Source organism: Nocardiopsis sp. M1B1 (genome assembly GCF_052466615.1).
In genome coordinates this window covers 3,366,022-3,390,653 of sequence record NZ_CP196194.1, presented here as the reverse complement: position 1 = coordinate 3,390,653, position 24,632 = coordinate 3,366,022, and the positions used below count along the sequence as shown (strand labels likewise).

The window sequence follows — 24,632 nt, the reverse complement described above, 5'->3', positions numbered from 1 at the left end:
CGCTCACCGGCCGCGCCGGGTACCTGCCGCACCGCGTCCGCCGCCACCGGTCGGCCCTATGGTCTGCGGGCGGAAACGGCCCGCTGGAACGGCCCCCTGGAAGGAAGAGAACCGATGCTGGACCTGAGTTTCGCGCCCGAACTGCGGTTCTTCCTGCCCTCACGGCACCGGAGCGGAACCGTGCGCGTGGAGGGCGACTCCACCTCCACCCTCGGACACGTCGTCCAGTCGTTGGGCGTACCCCTGACCGAGGTCGGCGCGCTGCGCGTCGACGGCCGCACCACCCCCGTCTCCCACATCCCCGCCCCGGGCGAGGCCGTGGAGGTCCTACCCGTGCAGTACCCGCAGCGCCTGCCCTTCGCCGAGCCGCGGTTCCTGCTCGACGTGCACCTGGGCACCCTGGCCCGGCGCCTGCGCCTGCTGGGTCTGGACACCGCCTACGACAACGACCGCGACGACCCCTCCCTGTTCCGCCAGGCCAACGCCGAGGACAGGGTGCTGCTCACCCGCGACCGCGGACTGCTGAGCCGCAGCGGACTGCGGGCGGGCGGCTACGTGCGCGAGCAGCGGCCCGCCGGGCAGCTGCGCGAGGTGCTGGAGCGCTTCGCCCCGCCTCTACGGCCCTGGACCCGCTGCCCGGCGTGCAACGGCGAACTGGTGCACGCCACCAAGGAGGAGGTGCGCCAGGACTTGGAGGCGGGCACCCGCGCCACCTACGACGTGTTCGCGCGCTGCTCCGGGTGCGAGCGGGTGTACTGGCCCGGCGCCCACCACTCCCGGCTGGCCCAGATCGTGCGCGAGGCCCAGGAGCTGGTCTCTGCGCGCCCCGGACCGGCCTGACCCGCACCACGGGGAGCGGACCGGGCCCGGAGCGCCCCTCGCCCAGGGCGCTGTCCCGTTCCGTGTCCGGCCGACCAGTGGGACGACGATGGCCGCGCGGCAAGGGCGGGCCGGTCGGGCTCTCAGGGTCTGTGGTCGTGGAACGGGCCGCCCGCGCCGAAGACGCGCTCGGCGAAGCGTTCGCCGATGCGCCGGTGCGTGGCGGCGTCCGGGTGTAGTTCGTCGGGCAGCGGCAGCTCGGCGTTGTCCGCCTCACCGTAGAGTTCGCGCCCGTCGAGGTAGTGCAGGTTCGGGTCCTCGGCCGTGCGCTGGCGCACGATGCGCTCCAGTTCCTCGCGGATGACGGTGAGCGTCAGCTTTCCGGCGGCGCGCTCGCCGGGGTCGCCGGTGGCCCGGAACCGCAGTTCCCCGGTGCGCAGGGAGTCCGGGTCGAAGGCGCAGGGGCCGGGCGTGTCCTCGTGGATGGGGCACAGGATCGGCGAGACGACCAGCAGCGGCGTGCCGGGATGGCCCTCGCGGAGGGTGTCGAGGAAGCCGTGCACCGCGGGGCCGAAGGCGCGCAGGCGCATCAGGTCGGCGTTGACCAGGTTGATGCCGATCTTGAGGCTGATCAGGTCGGCGGGGGTGTCGCGCATGGCGCGGGCGGTGAACGGGTCGAGCAGGGCGCTGCCGCCCAGACCGAGGTTGACCAGTTCCACACCGCCGAGGGAGGCGGCCAGTGCGGGCCAGACGGCGGTGGGGCTGGCGGCGTTGGAGCCGTGGCTGATGGAGCTGCCGTGGTGCAGCCACACCCTGCGCCCCCGGTCGGGTGCGGGTTCGACGGCCGCGTCGGTGCGCAGGGCGACGAGTTCGGTGGTCTCGTTGTGCGGCAGCCAGATCTCGACGTCCTTGACGCGGTCGGGCAGGCCGGTGAAGCGCACGGTGGCCACCGGTCCGGGCCGGTGCTCGGCGGAGCCGGTGGCCATGTCGATGGTCAGGGTGTTGCCGCCGGTCGCACTGGCCTGGTCGACGAGCTGACCGTCCACGACCAGGTCGTACACGCCGTCCGGGCGGGGCGGGGCGCCCGTGTAGGCGCGCTTGGTGGGCAGCGTGTCGATTTCGACGGTGCTGGCCCGGGTCCGGAAGGCCAGCCGTACCCCGGAGGGTTGGGACTCGGCCATGAGCAGCTGCGGGTCCTCGCACTGGACGCGGGCCCGCGCGGGCAGCCGGTGCGGCAGCACGCCGTGCTCGGTGCGCTCCAGGTCCAGGGCGCCGCGCAGGAGGTCCGCGGTCAGGGGTGTGGTGGTCCAGTGGTGCTGGGTGTTCATGATGTCAACCTGGTGGTCGGGGCCGTCGTGAAGTCTGGTGGGCCGGTGGGCGCGCGGCTCGGTGCCGACGGGAGGGCGCGGGCCGCTGTCAGGGCTCGGGCCAGTTGCGCAGCAGGGCGTCGAGGGCGTCCAGGGTCCGTATCCAGGTCTCCTGGGTGTCGGGGGCGCTGTGGCTGAACCCTCCGCCCAGTTCCAGGGTCACGTAGCCGTGGAAGACGCTGCCCAGCAGGCGGACCGCGTGCGTCTGGTCCGGCTCGGACAGGTCGTAGCCGCGCAGGATCGCCCGCGTCATCTGTGCGTGCCGCACACCGGCGCTGGCGGCGGCCGTCTGCGGGTCGAGTCTGAACTGGGCGGCGGCGTAGCGGCCCGGATGCTCGCGGGCGTAGTCGCGGTAGACGTTGGCCAGGGCGGTCAGGGCGTCCTTGCCCGCCCGTCCGGCCAGGGCGTCGGAGGCCCGGTCGGCGAGCTCCTCCAAGGCGAGCAGGGCGATCTGGGTTCTCAGGTCCTGGGAGTTGCGCAGGTGTGAGTACAGGCTGGCGACCTTGACGTCGAAGCGCCGGGCCAGTTCGGAGACGGTCACCCGCTCGAAGCCGACCTCGTCGGCGAGCTCGGCTCCCGCCTCGGTGAGGCGTTCGGTGGTCAGTCCCGCGCGTGCCATAACCTCTCTCATCTCTGCCAGAAACCACTGTACTTTTCCCTAAAGACTTTAGGCAAGAGGTTGTGGATATCAGGCACGAGCCCGTGCAATGAAGGGAAGGGCGACGCGTTCGTGGACCGTGCCCGGGCCGAAGAGGGAGCCGTGCCCTCCCGGCCCGGCGTGCCTACAGCCAGCCGTTCTTGCGCAACCGGTGGTGGACCAGGCCGGAGGCCCCCACCATCACGCCCATGATGAGGGGGTATCCGAACAGCCAGTGCAGTTCGGGCATGTGGTCGAAGTTCATGCCGTAGAACCCGGCGATCATGGTGGGGATCGCGATGACGGCCGCCCAGGAGGAGATCTTGCGGACGTCCTCGTTCTGCTGCTTGCCCAGCAGGGCCAGGTGGGCGGTGAGCGCGCTGGTGAGCAGCTCGTTGTGGTCGTCGACCTGGTCGTCCACCCGCAGCAGGTGGTCCAGGACGTCGCGGAAGTACTCCCGGGTCTCCTCGAACCGCTGGACGCGCCCCTTGGCGATCTCCTCCAGCACCGGGATGAGCGGGCTCTCCGCGCTGCGGAACTCCAGCACCTCGCGCTTGAGGTGGTAGATGTCCGCGGTCACGTCCGAGCCGCCGGGCCGGAAGACCGCCCGCTCCAGCTCGATGATGTCGGACTCGATCTTGTGCACCACCGTGCCGTAGTGGTCGACGATCTCGTCGCACACCCCGTGGAGCACGGCCGCGGGGCCGACGGCCAGCAGCGTGGGATCGGCCTCCAGACGCCTGCGGACGCGATCGAGAGGATTGGCCGCGCCGTGGCGGACACTGACCACGAAGTCCTCGCCGATGAACAGCATCGCCTCGCCGACCTCGACGTCGGAGGTCTCCTCGTCGTAGGCGAGCGTCTTGACCACGGCGAACAGGGTGTCGTCGTAGCGTTCCAGCTTGGGGCGCTGGTGGGCGGTCAGCGCGTCCTCCACGGCCAGCGGGTGGAGGGTGAGTTCCTCCTCGATGAGGCTGAACTCCTCCGCGGTGGGTTCGTGGAGCCCGATCCACACGAAGCAGTCACCCTGCTCGCGGCGGGCCTCGTCGAAGGCGTCGCTGATGTCGCCCTCGATCTCCTGGCGCCTGCCGTCGTGGTAGGCCTTGTCTATGATCACGAGCCATCATTATGGGCGCTGTATCCCCTTCTGTACGCACGATCCCGCGCACCGGACAACCTCCCGGCCCGGGCTTCGCACCCCCGCCGAAACCCGTTGGTCTCACCCGGTGCGCAGGGCGCCCAGGGCCTCGTCGTGGACCCGGGCGTTGCTGAACAGCGCGGCCCCTGTGTCGTAGCGGTCCCTTCCAGCGAGGTCGCTGAAAGCACCGCCCGCCTCACGGACAATCGGCACGAGGGCGGCGATGTCCCAGGGGCCGGCACCCACCAGCAGGAAGGCGTCCAAACGACCCGTTGCCACGAGCAGTCCGCCGTGGCAGGTCCCGGAGCCGGTCGAGGGCTTGGGGGGTGTGGGCGTCGCGGAGTCACGACCGGTCCAGTCGAGCGCGGGGATCGCGCGTCCCGCCACGGCGGCGAGCTCAGCGGCCGCCGGACGGATGTGGTCGGCGATCCGTCGGGGAGGCGGCCAGATCCCGACCGAGGCCCGGTCCAGACGCCCCGTGGCCGTGACGCTCAGGCGGCGGGGCGACTCACTGCGTCCCACCGCCCCGCGATCGGCCACCGTCCACGCACCCCCGCCTGGTACCGCCCACCAGCGCCGGGCGAGAGCCGGTGCGCGGACCAGACCGAGGCGGACACGGTCCTCCTGAGCGAGGGCGATCAGCGTTCCCCACTCCGGCTCACCGGAGAGGAAACTCCTGGTGCCGTCGATCGCGTCGATGATCCACCGGCGCGGGTTGTGCCCCCGGCTGCCGAACTCCTCGCCGGTGAAGGCGTCACGTGGACGCTCCCGGGCGACCAACTCACGCAGTTCCCGCTCGATACGGCGGTCGGCCGGAGTAACGGGGCTGCCATCGCTCTTTGTCCGGACCTCACCGACGCCCGCGGCCACGTGTCCCATCGCGATCTCTCCGGCGAGGTCGGCCAGCCGGTGTGCCAAGTCCAGATCGCTCTCATCGCTCATCCGTGCCCTCCACCATGCGACCGGTCAACGGTAACGACTCGTCGTGAGCGTAGCCCGGAGCCACCCGCCCGGGTCCGGGGGTGACCAGCTCCTAGAAGGCAAGGGCGCAAGCCGGGCACGGCGCGTTCCCAGGGAAGAAAGGAGCATGAGGCGCGAAGTGCCCCTCCGCCCTCCGGCGCGGTCAGCGCTCGGGGGCGCGGGCCTGACGGCCGCCGCCCGCGTAACGGCGGGCCAGCCGCGCGAAGGCGTCCTCCAGCTCTGGTGGTCCGACGACCTCGAAGTCGGCGTCGAAGCGGCCGACGGCCGAGGCCAGGCCGACCCACGACCAGGAGCCGAGAACCAGTCGGCAGCGCTCGGGGCCCACCTCCTCGACCAGCCCGTCGTGCGCGAAGGGGGCAACGGCGGCGGCGGGCAGGTCGAGGATCACCTCACCGCGGCAGGGCCAGTCGACCGCGCCGTCCGAACCCCGGAACCGGCCGATGAGGGAGGACGCCACATCGCCCCCCGGCACCTCGCGCGGGGTGAACCGGGGACCGTTGGGACTGCGCAGCGCGATGCGGTCCACCCGCAGGGTCCGCCAGTCGTCGCGCTCCACGTCCCAGCCCAGGAGGTACCAGCGCCCCGCCCAGGTGACCAGGTGGTGGGGCTGGACCCGGCGCGGAACCACAGCGTCCGCCTCCTCCCCGGAGGAGGACCGGAAGGCGGGGGCGTAGTCCAGGCGCAGTTCCTCGCGGGCGTGCACGGCGGCGCTGATCTCCGTGAGCACCCCGCCGCCGACCCGAGCCCGCGGGGCGGCGGGCGGCGCGACCACGGCGACCCGGACCGCGTTGATCCGTTGGCGCAGGCGGGCGGGCATGACCTGGCGAACGGTGTTGAGGGCGCGCGCCGCGGCCTCCCCGATCCCGGCGCAGGTGGCCGTGGCCGCCTGGAGCGCCACGGCCAGCGCGACGGCCTGGTCGTCGTCGAACAGCAGCGGGGGCATCCGCGACCCGGCGTCGAGCCGGTACCCGCCGTCGGGCCCCTTGAAGGTCGTGATCGGGTAGCCGAGTTCGCGCAGACGGTCCACGTCGCGGCGGACCGTGCGCGCACTGACGTCCAGCCGGGCGGCCAGGTCCCGGCCCGACCAGTCCCGGCGGGTCTGGAGCACGGAGAGCAGCGCCAGCAGACGGGCGGAAGCCTTCATCACCATGGAACCCATCCTGCTGGAAGTAGAGGACACATCCTGGCCCCTACCCCTGCCAGTGTGAGACCGCAGACGCCGACGGGGGCCGACACAGGCACGGTCATCGCAGGTCACGACCCTGTGGGCGGTGGGCACCTGGTGCCCACCGCCCACAGGAGAGGCAGCGTCCGCCCGAACACGGTTCCGGGCGGACGCCGTGGCCACGCGGGACCGCCCGCCCGTGACACGGACCCGCTCGGCGCCCGTCCACACCCGACTCGACCAGGGAGCCAGCATGTCCGTCACGACCACGACCCACCTGAACCTGCGCGGCGACGCCCGCGCGGCGCTCGACTTCTACCACTCCGTCTTCGGCGGGGACGTCGTCGCCGTCACCTACAAGGACGCGGGCAGCGTCACCGACCCGGACGAGGCGGACTGGGTGGTCTGGGGCCAGGTGGTCGCGGACAACGGGTTCCGCGTCATGGCCTACGACGTGCCCTCGGCGATGCCGTGGGACCAGGGCGAGAACGCCGTCTTCGTCTCCGTGCGCGGTGACAGCGCTGACGAGATCACCGCCTTCTGGGAGAAACTGTCCGTCGGCTCGACCATCGTGCAGCCGCTGGAGCCCTCCCAGTGGGCGCCGCTCTACGGCATGCTCAAGGACCGCTTCGGCGTCGTCTGGGTCCTGGACGTGGCGGCCCCCTACAACGGCTGACCCCGCACGGGGGGTTGTGCGCCGGGCCGAGCACCCGCCCGGCGCACACCCCCTGTCCCCAGTTCCCGTCCGGACAGGGGAGGGTGCGGTCCGCCGAAGAGCCGACCGGCGCCTCCTCCGCCACGCCGCGGCCCCGGCGGCGATGACGCCCGACGCCCCGTGGCGGGGCGCTTTCGCCGGGCACGGCGCACATGGCACAATCCGCACCGTGCCGTTCCACACCGTCGCACTCGACGCCCTACCGGACTGGCTCGGGCCGTGGTGCGCGGACCGGTTGGGGGACGAACCGGTCCGCGTGCTGTTCGCGGCGCGGTCGGTGTCGGCGGTGTTCGGACTGCGCCTGGCCGGTGGACGCGATGTCGTGGTCAAGGCCCGCCCCGACGAGGGCCGAGTCTCCTCGTGCGTCGCCGCGCAGGCCCAGCTGGCGCAGCGGGGGTTCGCCTGTCCCAGGCCGCTCACGCCCGCGGTCGCCGTCGGCGCGCTGGCCGTGCACGCCGAGGAGATGCGCTCCGGTGGCGACCCGCTGCGCGGCGACTCACCGGACGTGGCCGTGCGCTGCGCCGCCGTGTTCGCCCGGCTGATGCGCGCGCTGGCCGACGTGGACGCCGCGCCGCCGAACCCCCGCTGGGTGCGGTGGGACCACGCCGATCCCGGGCTGTGGCCGAGGATCGGAGAGTTGGACGAGCGCGACCAGCGCGCCGTGCCCGCGCACGTGGTGGACGCGGCGGCCCGGGTCCGCGAACGGTTGCTCGCCGCCGACCTGCCGTGCGTGCTGGGTCACGCCGACTTCGAGGCGCAGAACCTGCGTTGGCGGCGGGACGGGCGGGTGGAGGCCGTGCACGACTGGGACAGCCTGGCGTGGCAGCCGGAGGCGGCACTGGTGGGAGCGGCATGCGGAGCCTTCGCCAGCGCCTCGCCGCCGACCCTGGCCCCGGTCGAGAGTTCCGCGGCCTTCCTGGCGGCCTACCAGCATCACCGGGGACGCGGGTTCACCGCGCGGGAGCGGGAGGTCGCGTGGGCGGCCAGCCTGTGGCCCGCGGCGCACAACGCGCGCTGGGAGGCCGTGCACGGCGCCTCACCGGTGTGCGGCCGGGCCGTGCGCGCGCAGGCTGCCGAACGCCTGCGCCGGGCGAACGCGTAGCGCGCGTGCCCCGCTACCGCTGCGAGGAGCACCCCGGCCCGGAGGCCGCCCAGGGCAGGCGGGGGGCGTCTCGACCGCCCCGAAGGCGCGGGGCCCCTCCCCGTCGTGGCCCTGTTCAGCCCCTGGTGAGGCGCCGCAGCGCGGCGCGGGCGGGAGCCCCCCAACTGGCGTGGCCGCCCTCGCGTCCGCGGACCCCGGCCTCGCCGACGAGGAGGCCGCCCAGGGCGCACAGCACGGCCCATCCACGGGCCCGGCGCAGGGTCGCGGGGTCCGGGGCCGGCCGGTAGGCGCGGTAGAAGCGACGCACGGCGCCGTCCGGCAGCAGGATCCACACGGCGGCCAGGTCGCAGGCCGGGTCGCCCGTGGACAGGTCGCCGAAGTCGACCACGCCGCAGAAGGTGCCGTCCGCTGTCAGGACGTTGGCCGGATGCAGGTCGCCGTGCAGCCACAGCGCGGGGCCCCGCCACGCGGGTGCGGCGACGGCGTTCCTCCAGATCGCGCGGACGGCGTCCGGATCCTCGACCAGTCCCATCGCGGTGGCCGAGGCGAACTGTTCGCGGAACTGCTCGGCGCAGGCGGCGAGGGGTCCGCCCTTGCGGTTGTCAGGGGCGTTGTCGGGGGCGGGCCGGTGCAGAGCGGTCAGGAAGGCGGCCAGGTCCTCGGCCGCTCGTTCGGCGTTCGTGGCGGGGGCCAGGTCGGCGGGTGTGCCCGGTACCCAGGTGGTGACGATCCAGGGCCGTTCGAACCGGGGGCTGGGCACGCCCAGCCGCAGCGGGACCGGGACCGGCAGGGGAAGACGCGGGGCGAGTGTGGGCAGCCAGGGGAGCTCTGCGCGCATCAGCGCGTCGGTGGACGGCGATGACCAGGGCAGCCGGACCGCGAGGTCGTCGCCCAGCCGCCACATCTGGTTGCCCCAGCCCCGCGTTCCCGAGTGCAGGGGGCGGTCGGCGAGGTCGGGGTGCTGTTCGAGCAGCAGACCTCGGACCAACTCAGCGGTGAGGCCGATCGGGGGGTGCGCCATGGCAGGCAACAGTAGTTCACGGGTCCGGTCGTGCCCGCCGCCGGTACGCGCACGCCTTGGGCCCCTCGCCTCCGGAGGGACCCAGTGGGGAGCGAACCGGGTAAGCCCGAAAGGCGATCCGGACCTTCTTCGCGGGCGCCACCATCGCACCGTTCGCCTTCGGCGTCCCGGCCATCGCCCTCGCCCCCGTCGTGGCCGCCACTGGTGCGGCGGCGATGACCGCCGGGACGCTGCTGCTGCGGCGGGCGGGATGCCCCGGAGCGCTGGACCGCTCGACCGTAAGGCGGCATGGTGCTGTTGCCGAGTCACATCGTGGACCTCGTCGAGCGAAACCGCCGGGTCGCGCCGGCAGCCGACACCGCGGTCGGGAGGCCCTCAGAGCGCCGGTCCGGTGACTTCCTGGGTACCGAGAACGGCGAGCAGGTCAAGGAGGTCGGCGCTGTCGGTGCCGACCGCGGGGGTGAACCAGAGCAGCCGCTGCCGACCGTCCTCGCTGAACAGGTGGAGGCAGTTGACCTCGATCAGGCCGAGCGTGGGGTGGTTGAGGCGTTTGCGGTCGTCGCGCCGGAACGCCACGTCGTGTTCGGCCCACAGGGCGGCGAATTCGGGGGAGGCGTCGGTCAGCGAGCTGATCATCGAGCGGGCTTCGGTGTCCTTGGCGTCTCGTCTGGCGGCGGCTGCCCGCAGGTCGGCGACGAAGGCCCGGGACTGGCCCTCGTGGTCGGCTTCGGGATACATCTGCCGGGCGCCGGGGTCGGTGAACCACCGGTGGACGAAGCTGGCCCGAGCGCCGCGGAGGCCGGAGTGGTCCCCGAGCAGCGCTATCGCCAGCGGGTTCTGTACGAGGGTGACGTGCAGGTCGGTGATGACCTGTGCGGGTGTCGACGACAGACGGATGAGCAGGTCGAGCATGCCGGGGTGGACGTGCGAGGCCGGTCCGCCGTGCGCGGGAACCGGGCGGTCGGCCAGGTGGTAGAGGTAGTCGCGCTCGTCAGCGGTCAGGCGCAGGGCCCTCGCCAGCGCGGCGACCATCTGTTCGGAGGGCTGGGACCCGGCGCCGCGTTCGAGTTCGTTGTAGTAGTCCACCGATGCGCCTGCGAGCTGGGCGACCTCCTCGCGGCGCAGCCCGGGCACCCGGCGGCGGAGCCCGTGGGGAAGTCCCACATCGGCTGGACGGATGCGCTCACGCCGCGAGCGCAGGAAAGCTCCCAGCTCGGTGTATCTCACAGAACCCATGCCGTCCATTCTGCGTCCGGCCGGGCCGCCGACACAGGGGATGAGATCCCCTGGTTCCGCCGGTCGGCGGCGTGCACCGTGGAGGACATGACTACGGACCACACCACGAGCACCCCTTCGCCGGACACGCGTGTCGCCGTCGTTACCGGCGGATCACGCGGCATCGGCCGAGCGGTCTCCCTCAGGCTCGCCCAGGACGGCCTCGCCGTCGTGGTGAACTACACCCGCGACGCGGCTGCCGCCGAGGAGGTGGTGGCGGCGATCACCTCCGCCGGCGGGCGGGCGGTCTCGGCGCGGGCGGACGTGGCGGACGAGCACGCGGTCGCAGAGCTGTTCGACCGGGCTGAGCAGGTGTTCGGTGAGGTGGACGTCGTGGTGAACTGCGCCGGCCGACTCGCTCTGGCGCCCATCGCCGACCTCGACCTGGCAGTGCTCGACGCCGTACACCGCACCAACATCCGCGGCGCTTTCGTCGTCGCCCAGCAGGCCGCCCGACGACTACGCGCGGGCGGCTCGTTCGTGGGCTTCTCGACCTCCGTGGTCGGCACCAGCTTCCCCGCCTAGGGGTGTCGGTAAGGAGCGTGTCACCAGGTGCCAAGTAACCCGCGAGTAACTTACGGGTTCTCCGGACAACCAGCCCCAGCGCCCCGGAAGATCGTGGATAGCCGGGCGTACCGCTCGGCCAGGGACACGAGCGGGCAGGGGACGGTCGGGTGGCGCGTGATCTGGACCTGGACGAACTCCTCGACGCCTTCACCCTCACCGCCGACGAGTTGAGGCTGCTGCGGAACAAGTCCGGGGCGACCCGGCTCGGGTTCGCGCTGACCCTGCGTTTCCTGCTCTGGCGCGGCCGGTTCCCGCGCGGCCGCGGTGAGGTGCCCGACAACGCCGTCGTCCACGTGGCCAGGCAGGTCAAGGTCGAGCCTTCCGAGATCGCCTTCTACGACTGGCAGGGGCGTTCGGCCAAGCGGAACCGCACCGAGATCCGCGAGTTCACCGGCTTCGGCGAGTGCTCGGTTCCCGACGCCGAGAAGGTCACGCTGTGGTTGGCCGAGAACGTGTGCGACCAGGAGCGCAACCCCGACCGGGTACGCCAGCGCCTGCTGGAGCACTGCAAAGAGGAGCTGATCGAGCCGCCGGAGAAGACCCGCATCGAGCGGATCGTGCGCTCGGCGCTGAGCCAGGCCGAGGATCAGATGATGGCCCGCGCGGTGGGCGAGGTGCCCGCCGAGGTCGTGGAGCGGATGCTCACGCTGATCGGTCAGGCCAGCGACGACCCCGACGAGGCGCCGGCGGCAGGGGAGGGCCCCGAGGTGTATGCGCGGATCAAGGACGCCCCGGGCAATGTCAGCCTCAAGACGCTGATCGCGGAGAAGACGAAGCTGGAAGCGGTGCGCGCTGTCGGGGTGCCGCACCGGGCCTTCGCGCGCCTCCCGGCCACGATGGTGGCCGCGTGGCGGGACCGGGCCGCGGCCGAGGCTCCCTCGCACCTGCGCGGCCACCCGCACCAGATCAAGGTGTGCCTGCTGGGAGCGCTGCTGTTCTCACGTGAGCGGGAGATCACCGACACCCTGGTCGATCTGGTGATCTCGACCGTGCACAAGATCAACGCCCGCGCGGAGAAGGTCGTGACCGCCGAGTTCGTTCGCGACCTCAAGCGGGTCTCGGGCAAGGAGGACATCCTCTTCCGGATCGCCGAGGCGTCCGTGGGCTCGCCGGAGTCGCTGGTGCGCGAGGTGGTCTACCCGGCCGCCGGCGGTGAGCAGACGCTGAAGGACCTGCTGGCCGAGTTCCGGTCCAAGGGCACCAGCTACCGCCAGCACAAGCAGCGGGTGTTCAAGTCCTCCTACTCCAACCACTACCGCGTGGGGCTGCTCCAACTGCTGGACGTGCTGGAGTTCCACTCCTCCAACGACGTGCACCGCCCGCTGGTCAAGGCCCTGGAGCTGATCTGCCGCTACCGGGAGGTGGCCAACAACCGCCCCTACTACGACGCCGGTGAGCACGTCCCCGTCGACGGGGTGATCCCCTTCGAGCTGCGCGAGCTGCTGCACCGCACCGACCAGCGCGGCCGGGTGCGGGTGCTGCGCACCGTCTATGAGTGCGGGGTGTTCCAGAGCCTGCGCGAGCAGTTGCGCTGCAAGGAGATCTGGGTGGTGGGCGCGGACCGGTGGCGCAATCCGGATGAGGACCTGCCCGCCGACTTCGCGGACAAGCGCGTGGAGAACTACCGGAAGTTGAACCAGCCCCTGGATCCGGATGAGTTCATCGCGCGCCTGCGCGGCGACATGGTGACCGAGCTGGCCCACCTCAACGACGCGCTGCCCCGCCTGGGGTGGGTGGAGGTCGCCGAGCGCAAGGCGGGGGCGATCAGCCTGACGCCGTTGGAGGCGCGTGCTGAGCCGCGCAACCTGCGCAGGTTGAAGAAGGCGGTGCGCGCCAAGTGGGGTGTGGTCCCTTTGCTGGACATGCTCAAGGAGACCGCGCTGCGCACCGGGATGCTGGAGGCCTTCACCGGGGTCGGCACCCGCGAGGCCATCACCACCGAGGAGCTGTGGGAGCGGCTGATCCTGGTGATCTACGCCTATGGCACCAACACCGGGCTGCGTCGGGCGGCTGCGGGCGAGCACGCCTACTCCGAGGACGACCTGCGCTACATCCGGCGCCGCTACTTCACCATCGAGGGGGCCCGGGGCGCCGCCCGCGCGATCGCCAACGCGACCTTCGCCATCCGCTCCGAAGCGCTCTGGGGGCAGGGGTCGACCGCGGTGGGGTCGGACTCCACGCATGTGAAGGCGTTCGACCAGAACCTGTTCACCGAGTGGCACTCGCGGTACGGGGGCCGGGGTGTGCTCATCTACTGGCACATCGAGGAGCGGTCGATGGCCGTGCACTCCCAGTTGCTGTCGTGTTCGGCCTCGGAGGTGCACGCCATGGTGGAGGGGGCGATGCGGCACGGCACCTCGATGAACGTGGAGGCCAACTACGTCGACTCCCACGGCCAGTCCGAGATCGGGTTCGGTATCACGCGGTTGCTGGGGTTCAAGCTGTTGCCGCGCATCAAGCAGATCAACCGGGTCAAGCTCTACCAGCCCGACCGCGGCGACCTGGAAACCTACCCGCTGTTGCGGCCTGCGATGACCCGGCCGATCCGCTGGGACCTGATCGCCCAGCAGTACGACCAGATGATCAAGTACGCCACCGCGATCCGGCTGGGCACCGCCTCCACCGAGGCGATCCTGCGCCGCTTCACCCGGGCCGCCTCCCACCCCACCTACGCGGCGATGCTGGAGGTGGGCCGGGCCGAGAAGACCGCGTTTGCGGCGCGCTACCTGCGCGATCGCGATTTGCAGTACGAGGTGGGGTCGGGGCTGAACGTGGTGGAGAACTCCCACGGCATCCACGGCGAGATCCTCTACGGCAAGACGGGGGAGCTGTCCTCCAACCGCCGCGAGGAGCAGGAGTTGACCATGCTCGCCCTGCACATCCTCCAGGCGTGCCTGGTGTATGTGAACACGCTGATGCTCCAGCAGGTGCTGGCCGAACCCGAGTGGGAGAACACGCTGACGGCCGAGGACCGGCGCGGGCTCACCCCGCTGTTCTCCTCGAACATGAACCCCTATGGCGACATCCGTCTGAACATGGGCAACCGCCTGGCCCTGGGTGGATGAGACCGAGACGGTGTCCGGACCGGGTGCGGGAACCGGTGGGTGTGCCTACAGTCCGAAGGCGCCGCCCTCGATGAGGATGACCACACCCAGGACAATGAGGACCAGAGGCAGCAGGATGTGACCCCAGCGGCTGAGCGCGCGGGCGATGGGAGCGCGGGTGGCCAGGAACTTGCCGGCCGCGCACAGCACACCGACCAGGATCAGAAAGACCGTCGCGTAGACGGCCAGACTGGCGTAGCCGACGGTGACGAAGACGGGGACGTAAACGCCGATGTTGTCGCCGCCGTTGGCGAAGGTGACGGTGGCGACGGTGAGCAGGGCCGGGCCGTTGTCGCTGTCGGGGGCCTCATCGTCGTCATCGCCGCGCCACAGGTTCCAGGCCGCGCGCAGGCCCAGCAGCAGCGGCAGCAGCCCGAAGTAGGCGCGCACCTCCTCGGGCAGGAAACTCGCGCCGAAGGTGGCGGCCAGCGCGGCGGCCAAGATCGCGATGAAGCCCAGGTACTGCCCGGCCACGATCTTGGCGGTGGCCCCGCGGTGCCCGGCGCCTTGGGCGAAGAACAGCGCGAGCACCACGATGTCGTCGATGTTGGTGAGGGCGAACAGGCCGGCCGCCTGGGCGATGATGATCAGGTCCACGGGTCGGAGTCCTTACCGGGCGGTGCCGGTGCGCCCTGGCGGGCGGACGTGAGCACGAGCAGTACCGCCCCTGCGACGATGAAGGCGTCGGCGAGGTTGAAGGTGGGCCACCAGCCGCTGTGCAGGTAGTCGGTGACCACACCGTCCAGGCCGCGATCGATGAGGTTGGCCAGCGCACCGCCCAACATCCCGGCCAGACCGACGCGGCCCGCGAGCGGGGTGGTAGGGGCGGTGCGCCAGGCGTAGGCGGCCACGGCGGCGGTGATGAGCCCGGTGAGGGCCACGATGACCCATGTGGGCATGCTCGCGCCCAGGCTGAAAGCGACGCCGGGGTTGTAGGTCAGGCGCAACTCCAGCAGCCCCAGGAGTTGTGGTCCGGGCCCGCCGGTCAGCCGGTCTTCGGCTAGGGCCTTCAGGGCCAGGTCGGCGGCTGTGAGTGTGAGGGCGGCGGCCAGCACGCCCCAACGGGGGAGCGTGCCGGCCGCAGTCGGTGTCGTCGGCCTCACGCCGTCGCCCCCGCACGCTCGCGTGGTGCGGCGGTGGCGGGACCACCGGGAGCCAGTCCCAGGCGGCGGGTGCGTCCGGCGCGGATGCCGTTGCCGATGACCACGACCTCGGCCACCTCGTGCACCAGCACGACCGCGGCCAGGCCCAGGATGCCGAACAGGGCCAGGGGCATCAGGCCGATGATGATGGCCAGCGACAGTCCCACGCTCTGCCACATGATGACCCGAGAGCGGCGGGCGTGGCCCAGGACCTGGGGCAGGTGGCGCAGGTCCTCGCCCATCAAAGCGACGTCGGCGGTCTCGATGGCCACGTCGGTGCCCATGGCGCCCATGGCGATCCCGAGGTCGGCGGTGGCCAGGGCGGGTGCGTCGTTGACGCCGTCGCCGACCATCGCCACCGGGCCGTGTTCGCGTAGCTGGCCGACGATGCGGGACTTGTCCTCGGGGCGCAGCTCGGCGTGCACGTCACCCGGATCGATGCCCGCCTGGGCGGCCAGGGTGGTGGCGGTGGCGTGGTTGTCGCCGGTGAGCATCACCACCCGGTAGCCCGCACCGCGCAGGGAGGCCACGACCTCGCCCGCCTCGGGGCGCAGCTCGTCGCGCACCGCGATGGCGCCCAGCAGCGCGCCGTCGTCCTCGACCAGGACGGCGGTGGCCCCGGCGTGCTGCATCCGCTTCACGTCCCCGGCCAGTGGGTCGGCCTCGATCCAGCCCGGTCGGCCCAACCGGACACTGCGGCCGTTCAGGGTTCCGGTGAGCCCGGCTCCGGTGACCGCCTCCACGTGCTCGGCCCGCTGGGGTGCGGGGGCGGCGGCCAGGATGGCGCGGGCGAGGGGGTGTTCGCTGCGCTCCTCCAGCGCGGCGGCCACCGCCAGTACCTGCTCTGCGGTGTGGCCGGGCGCCGGGGCGGTTTCGATGACGGCCGGGCGGTTGCGGGTCAGGGTGCCGGTCTTGTCCAACGCGACGGTCTTGACCCGGCCCATGGCTTCGAGGGCGGCGCCGCCCTTGACCAGGGTGCCGTGCTTGGAGGCGGCGCCGATCGCGGCGACCACGGTGACCGGGACGGAGATGGCCAGCGCGCAGGGGGAGGCGGCCACCAGCACGACCAGGGCGCGTTCGATCCACATCAGCGGGTCACCGAAGAGCGCCCCGAGGGCGGCGATGAGGGCGGCGGCGATCATCACCCCGGGCACCAGCGGTTTGGCGATCTTGTCGGCCAGGCGCTGTCCGGCGCCCTTGCGGGACTGCTCGGCCTCCACGATGGAGACGATGCGGGCCAGGGAGTTGTCGGCCGCGGTGGAGGTGACGGTCACCTCCAGGACGCCGGTGCCGTTGATGGAGCCGGCGAACACCTCGTTCCCGGGTCCGGCCTCGACGGGGACGGACTCGCCGGTGATGGCCGAGGTGTCCAGGCTGGTGTGCCCGGAGGCGATACGGCCGTCGGTGGCCAGGCGCTCCCCGGGGCGCACCACCAGCGTGTCGCCCACGACCAGCTCGGCCGGGTCGACGGTGCGCTCGGTTCCGTCGCGCAGCACTCTGGCCTGGTCGGGGACCAGGTCCAGCAGGGCGCGTAGGCCGCGGCGGGTGCGGGCCACGGAGTACTCCTCCAGCCCTTCGGCGATGGTGTAGAGCACCGCCAGCATCGCGGCCTCGCCCACCTCACCCAACAGCACGGCGCCAACGGCGGCGATGGTCATCAGCGTGCCCACGCCGATCCTGCCCTTAGCCAGGCGGCGCACGGTGGAGGGGACGAACGTCCACCCCGCGACCGCCAGCGCGGCGGCCTTGAGAACCAACCCCACCAGGTCGCCGGCGCCGACCCAGCCCGCGCCGTACCCGGCCAGCAGCAGCGCCGCGGCGACGGCGGCGAAGCGGATCTCGCTCACCTGCCACAACGCCTCCGGTTCGTGCTCTTCGGCTGCTTCCCCTGCGCGGGGCTCGTCGCCACCGCATCCGCACGCGTCACTCACCGCGCACCTCCGTCATCGTCGTGCTGTCGGTTCCGTAGTTGGGGCACAGTGCGACCGCGCTGCCGGTCGCGGCCAGCAGGATCTCGGCCGAGGCCAGCAGGTCCAGCAGCTCGGGGCGGGTCAGGGAGTAGAACACCTGCCGTCCCTCGGGACGCCCGTCGACCAGGTTGCAGTCGCGCAGGCATGCCACGTGCTTGGAGATCGTGGACTGGGCCAGTCCCAACTGTTCCACCAGGTCGGACACCCGCGCCTCACCTTGGGCCAGGCGGCGCACGATGGCCAGCCGGGTGCCGTCGGAGAGGCTGTGGAAGAGCGCCTCGGCAGCGCCCAAGCCCGTAGTTGTGGCTACGCACTCATCCGTGCTATTCATCGTCATATAGCGATCATATCCCATGTTGGCGATGTTGAAAGGTGTGGGCATGCTCATGAACCGCGTGGAGTCGGCGCTGATCGACTCACCGCCCCGGCGCTGGTTGCAGCACTACGAGGCCGCAGTGCTGGTCGAACTGGGCGGGCGCACGCCAGGCGCCCACACCGCCGAGCTGGGATGCGGACCCGGATACGGCACCAAACTCATCCTGGACACCTTCGGCGCCGCGTCCGTGGACGCCGTGGACCTGGACCCCAAAATGCTGGCCAAAGCACGGCGCCGCCTTCAGCGCCACGGCGAGCGCGTCTACCTCGCGCGCGGCTCGGCCACCGACCTGGCCGCCGCCTTCGGCCCCATCGACGGCGGAAAGGACGCCTCCTACGACGCGGTGTTCGACTTCGCGATCATCCACCACATCCCGAACTGGAGAGAGGCCCTGGCCGAGGTCGCCCGCGTTCTCACACCGGGTGGCCGGTTCTTCTTCGACGAGGTCACCGCCACCGCCCTGGCCCGCCCCACCTACAAGGCCCTGTTCGACCACCCCACCGCCGACCGGTTCAGCGCGGGCGAGTTCCTCGCCGAGCTGCCCCGCCACGGCCTGCACATCGGCGAGAACTGGCGCACCCGCATCGGTAGCGACTACCTCCTCGGCGTCGCCACCCGCACCCAAAAGGGCAGGTGAGCACGATGGCCATCACCGCACTGGTGCTCTACGGCGTCTTCATCGTCCTGACCGCGACCAAGACGCAACTCCAACGACGCCACGGCACCGACACCGGGATCCGACGCCCGGCCAGCCCGCTGGCCTGGGCCGCCCGACTCCCGCTCGCACTGGGCAGCCTGGCCACCGGCGTCGCCGCACCCATCGCCGAACTGGCCGGCCTCACGCCGCTGCCCGGCCTCGACCAGCCCGCCCTGCGCACCGCCGGCGCGGCCCTGGCCGCCCTGGGCGTGGCGGGGACCTTCGCCACCCAGCTCGCCATGGGCCAGGCCTGGCGAACCACACCCGATGAGACCGAACGCCCGCACCTGGTGACCGGCGGCCCGTTCCGCATCGCCCGCAACCCCATCTACACCGCCTACACCGCGATGTCGCTGGGCCTGGCCCTGACGGTCCCCAACCCCATCGCCGTACTCGGCGCAGCCGCCGTCCTCATCGGCGTTCAAATGCAGGTCAGGGCGATCGAGGAACCCTACCTGCGGCGCATCCACGGCGCCGCCTACTCCGGTTACGCCGCGCGCACCGGCCGTTTCCTGCCCGGGATCGGCCGCCTCACCGACCACACCACCACGAAGGGACCCCGATGAGCGGCTGCTGCACCCCGAGCGACCAGGACCCCACCCCCGAAGAAGAGCGCACCGGCACGATCGCGCTGGTCCTCGTCGTGGCCATCAGCGCCGCCACCCTGGTGGTCGTCGGCGCCTTCCTGCTGTCCTAGGGCACGCATGAGGCATCGTGCGGCGCTGCGGGCCTCACCGGTCGACGGTGAGCACCTCCAGGGCGGCGGCCTTGTCGGCCTCGGTGGGCAGAGCGTAGCGGCGGGTGGTGTTGATGTCGGCGTGCCCCATCAACTCGGCCACGGTCACCAGGTCCACCGGCTCCTTCGCCAGGTCGCCGCAGCCGCGCACCAGGTCGGTGCCGAAGGTGTGCCGTAGCACGTGTGGGCCGAACGCCTCCCCGTCGTCGCCCGGTCCGATTCCGGCCGCTGACCCCAACTCGCACACCACCGCGTTCGCCGCCCGCGTCGACAGCGCCTGGCCGTCGCGGTTGCGCACCAGCGGACCGGCAGCAGGGCGGCCGAGCTCGTCCAGGAGGAGTTCGAGGGAGGCGCGGGCCTCGGCGTGCAGCGGGACGGTGCGGTCCTTGCCGCCCAACCGTCCCTTGCCGCGCACCCGCACGCTGCCCCGGCGCGCGGACAGGCGGATGTCGGCCGCGTCCAGGGCGACGATCTCGGCGATGCGCAACCCCGTGTAGTAGGCCAGGTGGCAGATCACCCGGTCCCGGGCGGAGGCGTCGCGGGCCACGGTGCGCAGGAACCTCAGCTTGGCGCGGGCCTCGAGCGCGCGTGGAGCGCTGGGGCGGGCCAGGTGCTCGCGGACCACGTCGGGCCGTCCCGAGCCGCGCAGGGCGAAGAAGGCGTCGATGGCGGCGAGGCGGTTGTTGATGGTGGCCGCCGACAGGTGGGTTCCCCGGGCGGTGCGGGTGTTCTTCAACGTGCGGCGGTAGTCGCGCACCGCCCAGTCCCGCGCGGCCGCATCGCACAGCGGGTCGCCGTCCAGGGCGCCGGCCTCGCGCGCCTGGGCGAGCCAGGCCAGGAAGTGGGCGGCGTTGCGCCGGTACTTGTCGCGGGTGGCCGTCCCCAAATCGGTGGAGGCGGCCAGCTTCTCGCCGAAGGCGCGGTGTTCATCCGCCAGGTCGTCGGGCAGGTCGAGGGTTCGGCGCGGCCGGCCGGTGCGTGTGTTTCCAGAAGTGGAAACCGGGGGCTGTCCTCCGACAGGAGGTGTGTTTCCAGAAATCATGTCCTCAGGCTACTTCCGGGAACGCTGATTTCCAGAAGTACGGGCATCCGCCGCAAGCGTCGACTAAGTTACTCGCGGGTTACTTGGCACTTGGTGACGCGCTCCTTACCGACACCCCGCCTACGGTGCGTATGCGGCGAGCAAGGCGGCCGTCGAGTCGATCACGCTGATCCTCGCCCGCGAGCTGCGCGGGCAGGACATCACCGTGAACACCGTCGCCCCGGGCCCCACGGCCACGGACATGTTCCTCGAAGGCAAGACGCCCGAGCAGATCGACCAGCTCGCCAAGGCGGCGCCCCTGGAGCGGCTGGGCACCCCGCAGGACATCGCCCAGGTGGTCGCCTTCCTCGCCAGCCCGGCAGGGCACTGGGTGAACGGCCAGGTCCTTCGGGCCAACGGGGGCATGGTGTGACGCCACGGTCGAACGCTGTACCCCGTCGTCCCCGGCGCCCGGCCGGGCAGCACCGACCGCTGCTCCCGTGCCGACGCGACCGTTGACGCAACGCATCGCCCCCAGGCGCGACGGCGGTGGGGTGGAGTCGCTCATGTGCGCCCGGATCCGGGCGCGGTCCCGCCAACGGCTCGGCACCGACGAACCACTGTCCCCCGCGTCGGCATCTGCCGACGCCTACACCAACCGAGAACGGCACTGTGGCCACACGTTCTCGGACACATGCTTCCGCACCACGGGAGAACCCGTCCAAGGAGGAACACCCATGCCTTTCGCCAACTTCAAGGTCCCTGCGGGCACCATCACCACCGAGGACAAGAAGAAGCTCGTCGAGCGCACCACCGACCTGTACGTGGAGATCTACGGTGAGCGGGCCCGACCCACCACCGTCGTGCTGGTCGACGAGGTCGCCGACGGCGGCTGGGGCGTCGCCGGCGGCGTCCTGACCGCCGCCATGCTCAACGGAGACGCCTGACCTCCCTCCCGTGCGGGGCTCGGCGCCGCGGCGCCGAGCCCCGCACGGGACAGGGGCGACCACGGCAAGCACGTCGTCGCCCTGCCCCAGTACGTGACCTCACGGACGCTGACCGAGACCGAGTGCAACGTCGCGGCCACCGGGGGCGGCGTCGGGGGAGGAGACGGGGTGCGAGCCTGCCAGTCTCACGCCCCGAGACCGCCAGCGGCGTCACAGCGCTGGTCCTCGACCCCGAACAGGGCCGTTCCCCAGATCGTGGCCGCCACCGACGGCCGTCGGGTGCACCCGACCGCAGAGCCCTGGTAGGTCTGTTCTCCGGCAGGCTTAATAACTTTTCGTTGGTTACGTTACTTGTTAACGTAAATACGATCTGCACACGTAACGAAGGCTCGAACACCCCCGCATTCTCACCTCCGATAAGTGAACCTTATAAGGTGCTACTACATGTGTTGCTACAAAGGGGGCGGGGGAGTCCGGAGTTTCGTTGGCGGCGCCCTCAGGGGCCGCTGGCCAGGGCCCGAAAACGCGACGGGTACAGTCAGGGCTGTACTCTCGCCGCGCGGCCCCGACGCCCTCCCCCGGAGGCGACGAAGGCCGCCCCCGGTAAGCGGGGCCCTCCACCGGCCCGCCGGTCGGCGGTGAGCGCGTACGGCACGCGGGCCCTGTCGGCGCCGACGGGCCGGGGCGCGGCGAGCGGGCCCGGCCCCGGGCTGTCCTCGCACCGTTCGGGGCGCGGGGCGCCGACGCGCTCCGGCCAGTCCCTCTCCCGGGCGGCGAGGAGCAGGACCGGCACCCGCTCACGGGGCCGCGCGGACCCGCACGCCTCCTGGCAGGGGCCCCTACCCGCACTGTGACAGGATCCCTCCCATGTCCGTACGCGAACTCGTGGTCCTGGGCACCTCCAGCGCGGTGCCCACCCGCCGCCGCAACCACAACGGCTACTTCCTGCGGTGGGACACCCACGGCGTCCTGTTCGACCCCGGCGAGGGAACCCAGCGCCAGATGCGCCTGGCGGGCCTGGCCGCCACCGACATCACCCGCATCTGCGTCACCCACTTCCACGGCGACCACTGCCTGGGCCTGCCCGGCACCATCCAGCGCATCGCCCGCGACCGGGTGCCCCACACCGTGCGCGTGGCCTACCCCGCCGACGGCGAGCGCTACTGGCGGCGGCTGCGCCACGCCACCGCCTTCCACGACACCGACGTCGTACTCCCCCAGCCGGTCGGCGGCACCGGTTCCTGCCCGCTGGGCGAGCCGGACCTGCGCGTCACCGCGCTGCCGCTGCGCCACTCGACCACCGCCTACGGCTACCGGCTGGCCGAACCGGACGGCTGGCGGATGCTGCCCGAGCGGCTGGCCGCCCACGGCGTGCGCGGCCCCATGGTCGGTGAACTCCAGCGTCGGGGCTCGATCACCAACGACCAGGGACGCCGCGTGGAGCTGGCCGACTGCGCGCGGCCGCGCCGGGGCCAGGTCATGGCGTTCGTGATGGACACCGCCGAGTGCGAGGAGGCGGTCGAACTCGCCCGCGGAGCCGACATGCTGGTGATCGAGTCGACCTACCTGGACACCGAGGAGCACCTGGCCCGCTCCTACGGCCACCTGACCGCCCGCCAGGCCGGGCGCGTGGCCGCGCGCGCCGGGGCGCGCACCCTGGTGCTCACCCACATCTCCGAACGCTACGAGGACCGCGACGACGCCCGCTTCCTCGCCGAGGCCGCCGCCGAGTTCGACGGGCCCGTCACGCTGGCCCAGGACCTGCAACGCCTGCCGGTGCCGCCCCGCGACTCCTGAGCAGGGCGCGTTGGGGTAGAGTTCCGGAGCACTGCACCGTACAACCGAGGGGGTGAGGACGATCTCCGCTGTCGCAGGAGGGGCGTTCCCACCGCGAGGTCACGCACCCGCGTCGTAGCCGGAGCGCCCGACAGTTCGTCGAAAGGCTCTCGTGGCATCCCCACTTTCCCCGGTTTTCCCTGCCCTCGTCGCCCGTCTGCGCGAAGCGGGCTGTGTCTTCGCCGAGCAGGAGGCGAGCCTGATCGCCTCCGCCGCGCGCACCCCCGGCGAACGGGATCTGATGGTCCGGCGCCGCTGCGCCGGTCTGCCCCTCGAACACGTCCTGGGCTGGGCCCTGTTCTGCGGGCTGCGCGTGCGCGTGGACGAGGGCGTGTTCGTGCCCCGTCCCCGCACCGAGTTCCTGGCCCGCCGGGCCTGCGCCCTGCTCACCCCCGGCGCCGTGGCCGTGGACCTGTGCTGCGGTTCGGGGGCCCTGGGCGCGGTCCTGGCGCACACCCGCGCCGACATCACCCTGCACGCCGCCGACATCGACGCCGCCAGTGTGGCCTGCGCCCGACGCAACCTGCCCGGGCACCGGGTGCACCAGGGCGACCTGTACGACGCCCTGCCCCCGGACCTGCGCGGCCGCGTCCAAGTGCTGGTCGCCAACGTGCCCTACGTCCCCACCGACCGGATCGCGCTGCTGCCCGCGGAGGCGCGCGTGCACGAGGACCGGCGGGCCCTGGACGGGGGCCCGGACGGGCTGGACCTGCTGCGCCGTGTGGCCGCCGGGGCCGGCCGGTGGCTGGCGCCGGGCGGCCGGGTGCTGGTGGAGGTGGGCCAGGAGCAGGTTGCGGCGGCGCGGGAGGCCTTCATCCGGGGCGGTCTGGCCTGTGAGGTGGTCTCCTGCCCGGAGTGGGAGGCCACCGTGGTCACGGGCGTCCGCTGACCGCGCGGCCCCGGGGCGCGGGGCGGGCTCGTCCGTCGCTTTCTCGCGCTCCGCGGCCGCCGCACGGGGGCGGCTCGAACACGACCGCCCCCGGCGTGCGGCGGAGCGGGGGCGCGCCCCGGCCGTTCTCCCCTTCCGCGTGCCCGCTCCGGTGCCGGTGAGAGCGACGCCGCGCCGGCCGCGCGCCACGTTTCGGTCGCCACCGCACCGTGCGCGGCGCATCCTGGGGGTATGCACGCTCCCGACGCCGCCCGCCTGGCCGCCCTGGCCTCCCTGCTGGCCGACCCCACCCGCGCCGGGGTGTGCCTGGCGCTGCTGGACGGGCGCGCCTGGACCGCCGGGGAGCTGGCCCGCCACACCGGGGTGGGCGCCTCCACCGTCAGCGAACACCTGACCCGGCTGGTCCAGGGCGGTCTGCTCGCCCAGGAACGCCAGGGCCGCCACCGCTACGTGCGCCTGGCCGACGAGGCGGTGGCGCACCTGGTGGAGGCCCTGGCCGCGCACGCGGACCCGGCCCCGGTGTCGGCCCGGCGCCCGCGCACCCTGCGCAACGTGCACGCCGATCGGGCCCTGGCGCGGGCGCGCACCTGCTACGACCACCTGGCCGGTGAGCTGGGCTGCGCCGTCACCCGGGCCATGACGGAGCGGGGGCTGCTGACCCAGGACACCGGGTTCGCGCTCACCGAGGCCGGGGTGGCCTGGTTCGCCGAGCAGCGGATACCGCTGGCGCGCGGCGGGAAGCGCCCGCTGGTGCGCTCGTGCCTGGACTGGACCGAACGCCTGCCGCACCTGGCCGGAACGGCCGGGGCGGCGCTGTGCCGCCACGCGCTGGAGGCGGGCTGGTGCGCGCTCGTGGGGTCGGGGCGGGCGTTGCGGGTCACCGAGCCGGGCGAGCGGGCCTGGCGTGAACTGCTGGGTGTGCGGACCGCGACGCCTGACTGAGCACCGCGACCTCGTGTGGTCCCGCGCCCGTGGCGTGAACCGTGGTGATCGACCGACGCTTGGCCGAGCACCGCGACGACGTGTCGTCCCGGGCCCGTGGCACGGGCCGCGGTGATCGACGGCGTCCGTCAGCGTTCGTCGACAGCGCTCCCGGCCCGCGGTGGCAGCCTCCGGTGGGATCACCC

Annotated in this window: 23 protein-coding genes and 2 pseudogenes; 13 read left to right on the top strand and 12 right to left on the bottom strand. The window is 72.4% G+C overall.

The features are described from left to right. Positions 1 to 114 precede the first annotated feature (114 nt). Positions 115 to 840 (top strand): Mut7-C RNAse domain-containing protein, encoded by a 726-nt coding sequence (locus ACSTA4_RS14640; protein WP_444964009.1) that lies wholly within the window; start codon positions 115 to 117, stop codon positions 838 to 840. Positions 841 to 962: 122 nt separating this feature from the next. Here the strand turns inward: ACSTA4_RS14640 and ACSTA4_RS14635 are convergent, their stop codons facing one another. The 5 genes from ACSTA4_RS14635 to ACSTA4_RS14615 form a co-directional block, all read right to left on the bottom strand. Continuing rightward, positions 963 to 2,147 carry a GDSL-type esterase/lipase family protein gene (locus tag ACSTA4_RS14635; protein WP_444964008.1) on the bottom strand — a complete coding sequence of 395 codons (1,185 nt, stop codon included), beginning with the start codon at positions 2,145 to 2,147 and terminating at the stop codon, positions 963 to 965. Positions 2,148 to 2,235: 88 nt separating this feature from the next. Then, a complete protein-coding gene (locus ACSTA4_RS14630) occupies positions 2,236 to 2,805 on the bottom strand; it encodes a TetR/AcrR family transcriptional regulator (protein ID WP_444964007.1) in 570 nt (189 codons plus the stop codon). Positions 2,806 to 2,968: 163 nt separating this feature from the next. After that, positions 2,969 to 3,940, bottom strand: coding sequence for a magnesium/cobalt transporter CorA (corA, locus tag ACSTA4_RS14625; protein WP_444964006.1), 972 nt, complete (start codon positions 3,938 to 3,940; stop codon positions 2,969 to 2,971). Positions 3,941 to 4,042: 102 nt separating this feature from the next. Then, complete coding sequence (locus ACSTA4_RS14620; RefSeq protein WP_444964005.1) at positions 4,043 to 4,903, bottom strand: inositol monophosphatase family protein; 861 nt, start codon at positions 4,901 to 4,903, stop codon at positions 4,043 to 4,045. Between the two features lie 181 nt (positions 4,904 to 5,084). After that, positions 5,085 to 6,092 carry a helix-turn-helix transcriptional regulator gene (locus ACSTA4_RS14615; protein WP_444964004.1) on the bottom strand — a complete coding sequence of 336 codons (1,008 nt, stop codon included), beginning with the start codon at positions 6,090 to 6,092 and terminating at the stop codon, positions 5,085 to 5,087. A 268-nt stretch (positions 6,093 to 6,360) separates the two neighbouring features. Between ACSTA4_RS14615 and ACSTA4_RS14610 the strand changes: the two genes are divergently transcribed. Both ACSTA4_RS14610 and ACSTA4_RS14605 read left to right on the top strand, forming a co-directional pair. Further along, positions 6,361 to 6,783, top strand: coding sequence for a VOC family protein (locus tag ACSTA4_RS14610; RefSeq protein WP_444964003.1), 423 nt, complete (start codon positions 6,361 to 6,363; stop codon positions 6,781 to 6,783). Between the two features lie 208 nt (positions 6,784 to 6,991). Then, positions 6,992 to 7,924, top strand: a complete 933-nt coding sequence (locus ACSTA4_RS14605; protein ID WP_444964002.1) for a phosphotransferase — start codon at positions 6,992 to 6,994, stop codon at positions 7,922 to 7,924. Positions 7,925 to 8,039: 115 nt separating this feature from the next. On the opposite strand, the gene ACSTA4_RS14600 is transcribed toward ACSTA4_RS14605, so the two are convergent. Further along, positions 8,040 to 8,945, bottom strand: coding sequence for an aminoglycoside phosphotransferase family protein (locus ACSTA4_RS14600; protein WP_444964001.1), 906 nt, complete (start codon positions 8,943 to 8,945; stop codon positions 8,040 to 8,042). Positions 8,946 to 9,320: 375 nt separating this feature from the next. Then, positions 9,321 to 10,181 (bottom strand): helix-turn-helix transcriptional regulator, encoded by an 861-nt coding sequence (locus tag ACSTA4_RS14595; RefSeq protein ID WP_444964000.1) that lies wholly within the window; start codon positions 10,179 to 10,181, stop codon positions 9,321 to 9,323. Between the two features lie 87 nt (positions 10,182 to 10,268). On the opposite strand from ACSTA4_RS14595, the gene ACSTA4_RS14590 reads away from it, so the two are divergent. Together ACSTA4_RS14590 and ACSTA4_RS14585 are read left to right on the top strand one after the other, a co-directional pair. Beyond that, the gene (locus ACSTA4_RS14590) at positions 10,269 to 10,745 is read left to right on the top strand and encodes an SDR family NAD(P)-dependent oxidoreductase (protein ID WP_444963999.1); all 477 of its coding nucleotides are present in this window, start codon (positions 10,269 to 10,271) and stop codon (positions 10,743 to 10,745) included. A 140-nt stretch (positions 10,746 to 10,885) separates the two neighbouring features. Next, positions 10,886 to 13,852: pseudogene (locus tag ACSTA4_RS14585) on the top strand (Tn3 family transposase); the annotation flags it as partial. Positions 13,853 to 13,897: 45 nt separating this feature from the next. Here ACSTA4_RS14585 and ACSTA4_RS14580 read toward each other — a convergent pair. The 4 genes from ACSTA4_RS14580 to ACSTA4_RS14565 are packed head-to-tail and all read right to left on the bottom strand — an operon-like array spanning position 13,898 to position 17,340. Next, positions 13,898 to 14,488 carry a cadmium resistance transporter gene (locus ACSTA4_RS14580; RefSeq protein WP_017611618.1) on the bottom strand — a complete coding sequence of 197 codons (591 nt, stop codon included), beginning with the start codon at positions 14,486 to 14,488 and terminating at the stop codon, positions 13,898 to 13,900. Then, entirely contained in the window at positions 14,479 to 14,946 is a 468-nt protein-coding gene (locus tag ACSTA4_RS14575) for a signal peptidase II (RefSeq protein WP_017611619.1), read from the bottom strand. Before ACSTA4_RS14575 ends, ACSTA4_RS14580 begins: the two co-directional genes overlap by 10 nt. Before the next feature lie 44 nt (positions 14,947 to 14,990). Beyond that, positions 14,991 to 16,964: a heavy metal translocating P-type ATPase gene (locus ACSTA4_RS14570; protein WP_168444094.1), complete on the bottom strand. Its 1,974-nt coding sequence runs from the start codon at positions 16,962 to 16,964 to the stop codon at positions 14,991 to 14,993. Next, positions 16,957 to 17,340 carry an ArsR/SmtB family transcription factor gene (locus ACSTA4_RS14565; protein WP_026118041.1) on the bottom strand — a complete coding sequence of 128 codons (384 nt, stop codon included), beginning with the start codon at positions 17,338 to 17,340 and terminating at the stop codon, positions 16,957 to 16,959. The genes ACSTA4_RS14570 and ACSTA4_RS14565 overlap by 8 nt, the downstream gene beginning before the upstream one ends. Positions 17,341 to 17,383: 43 nt before the next feature. On the opposite strand from ACSTA4_RS14565, the gene ACSTA4_RS14560 reads away from it, so the two are divergent. The 3 genes from ACSTA4_RS14560 to ACSTA4_RS14550 are packed head-to-tail and all read left to right on the top strand — an operon-like array spanning position 17,384 to position 18,773. Then, entirely contained in the window at positions 17,384 to 18,016 is a 633-nt protein-coding gene (locus ACSTA4_RS14560; protein ID WP_017611622.1) for a class I SAM-dependent methyltransferase, read from the top strand. A gap of 5 nt (positions 18,017 to 18,021) precedes the next feature. Next, the gene (locus ACSTA4_RS14555; protein WP_017611623.1) at positions 18,022 to 18,642 is read left to right on the top strand and encodes a methyltransferase family protein; all 621 of its coding nucleotides are present in this window, start codon (positions 18,022 to 18,024) and stop codon (positions 18,640 to 18,642) included. Continuing rightward, entirely contained in the window at positions 18,639 to 18,773 is a 135-nt protein-coding gene (locus ACSTA4_RS14550) for a hypothetical protein (protein WP_017611624.1), read from the top strand. The genes ACSTA4_RS14555 and ACSTA4_RS14550 overlap by 4 nt, the downstream gene beginning before the upstream one ends. 34 nt (positions 18,774 to 18,807) lie before the next feature. Here the strand turns inward: ACSTA4_RS14550 and ACSTA4_RS14545 are convergent, their stop codons facing one another. Then, positions 18,808 to 19,854: a tyrosine-type recombinase/integrase gene (locus ACSTA4_RS14545; RefSeq protein ID WP_061083622.1), complete on the bottom strand. Its 1,047-nt coding sequence runs from the start codon at positions 19,852 to 19,854 to the stop codon at positions 18,808 to 18,810. A 115-nt stretch (positions 19,855 to 19,969) separates the two neighbouring features. Here ACSTA4_RS14545 and ACSTA4_RS14540 point away from each other — a divergent pair. The 5 genes and pseudogenes from ACSTA4_RS14540 to ACSTA4_RS14520 form a co-directional block, all read left to right on the top strand. Then, positions 19,970 to 20,266, top strand: a pseudogene (locus tag ACSTA4_RS14540) (SDR family oxidoreductase); the annotation flags it as partial. A gap of 304 nt (positions 20,267 to 20,570) precedes the next feature. Next, the gene (locus ACSTA4_RS14535; protein ID WP_444963998.1) at positions 20,571 to 20,780 is read left to right on the top strand and encodes a 4-oxalocrotonate tautomerase family protein; all 210 of its coding nucleotides are present in this window, start codon (positions 20,571 to 20,573) and stop codon (positions 20,778 to 20,780) included. An 867-nt stretch (positions 20,781 to 21,647) separates the two neighbouring features. Beyond that, positions 21,648 to 22,577 carry a ribonuclease Z gene (locus tag ACSTA4_RS14530; protein WP_444963997.1) on the top strand — a complete coding sequence of 310 codons (930 nt, stop codon included), beginning with the start codon at positions 21,648 to 21,650 and terminating at the stop codon, positions 22,575 to 22,577. A gap of 151 nt (positions 22,578 to 22,728) precedes the next feature. Next, positions 22,729 to 23,505, top strand: coding sequence for a putative protein N(5)-glutamine methyltransferase (locus ACSTA4_RS14525; protein ID WP_444963996.1), 777 nt, complete (start codon positions 22,729 to 22,731; stop codon positions 23,503 to 23,505). Positions 23,506 to 23,736: 231 nt separating this feature from the next. Further along, positions 23,737 to 24,447, top strand: a complete 711-nt coding sequence (locus ACSTA4_RS14520; protein WP_444963995.1) for an ArsR/SmtB family transcription factor — start codon at positions 23,737 to 23,739, stop codon at positions 24,445 to 24,447. Positions 24,448 to 24,632 lie beyond the last annotated feature (185 nt).

Bases quoted from the DNA above. Each gene is read 5' to 3' on its own strand.
- ACSTA4_RS14600 (WP_444964001.1), bottom strand. From the start codon at position 8,945: ATGGCGCACCCCCCGATCGGCCTCACCGCTGAGTTGGTCCGAGGTCTG.
- ACSTA4_RS14535 (WP_444963998.1), top strand. From the start codon at position 20,571: ATGCCTTTCGCCAACTTCAAGGTCCCTGCGGGCACCATCACCACCGAG.
- ACSTA4_RS14530 (WP_444963997.1), top strand. From the start codon at position 21,648: ATGTCCGTACGCGAACTCGTGGTCCTGGGCACCTCCAGCGCGGTGCCC.
- ACSTA4_RS14635 (WP_444964008.1), bottom strand. From the start codon at position 2,147: ATGAACACCCAGCACCACTGGACCACCACACCCCTGACCGCGGACCTC.
- ACSTA4_RS14520 (WP_444963995.1), top strand. From the start codon at position 23,737: ATGCACGCTCCCGACGCCGCCCGCCTGGCCGCCCTGGCCTCCCTGCTG.
- ACSTA4_RS14590 (WP_444963999.1), top strand. From the start codon at position 10,269: ATGACTACGGACCACACCACGAGCACCCCTTCGCCGGACACGCGTGTC.
- ACSTA4_RS14615 (WP_444964004.1), bottom strand. From the start codon at position 6,092: ATGGTGATGAAGGCTTCCGCCCGTCTGCTGGCGCTGCTCTCCGTGCTC.
- ACSTA4_RS14560 (WP_017611622.1), top strand. From the start codon at position 17,384: ATGCTCATGAACCGCGTGGAGTCGGCGCTGATCGACTCACCGCCCCGG.
- ACSTA4_RS14620 (WP_444964005.1), bottom strand. From the start codon at position 4,903: ATGAGCGATGAGAGCGATCTGGACTTGGCACACCGGCTGGCCGACCTC.
- ACSTA4_RS14555 (WP_017611623.1), top strand. From the start codon at position 18,022: ATGGCCATCACCGCACTGGTGCTCTACGGCGTCTTCATCGTCCTGACC.
- ACSTA4_RS14595 (WP_444964000.1), bottom strand. From the start codon at position 10,181: ATGGGTTCTGTGAGATACACCGAGCTGGGAGCTTTCCTGCGCTCGCGG.
- ACSTA4_RS14545 (WP_061083622.1), bottom strand. From the start codon at position 19,854: ATGATTTCTGGAAACACACCTCCTGTCGGAGGACAGCCCCCGGTTTCC.
- ACSTA4_RS14550 (WP_017611624.1), top strand. From the start codon at position 18,639: ATGAGCGGCTGCTGCACCCCGAGCGACCAGGACCCCACCCCCGAAGAA.
- ACSTA4_RS14630 (WP_444964007.1), bottom strand. From the start codon at position 2,805: ATGGCACGCGCGGGACTGACCACCGAACGCCTCACCGAGGCGGGAGCC.
- ACSTA4_RS14565 (WP_026118041.1), bottom strand. From the start codon at position 17,340: ATGACGATGAATAGCACGGATGAGTGCGTAGCCACAACTACGGGCTTG.
- ACSTA4_RS14610 (WP_444964003.1), top strand. From the start codon at position 6,361: ATGTCCGTCACGACCACGACCCACCTGAACCTGCGCGGCGACGCCCGC.
- ACSTA4_RS14640 (WP_444964009.1), top strand. From the start codon at position 115: ATGCTGGACCTGAGTTTCGCGCCCGAACTGCGGTTCTTCCTGCCCTCA.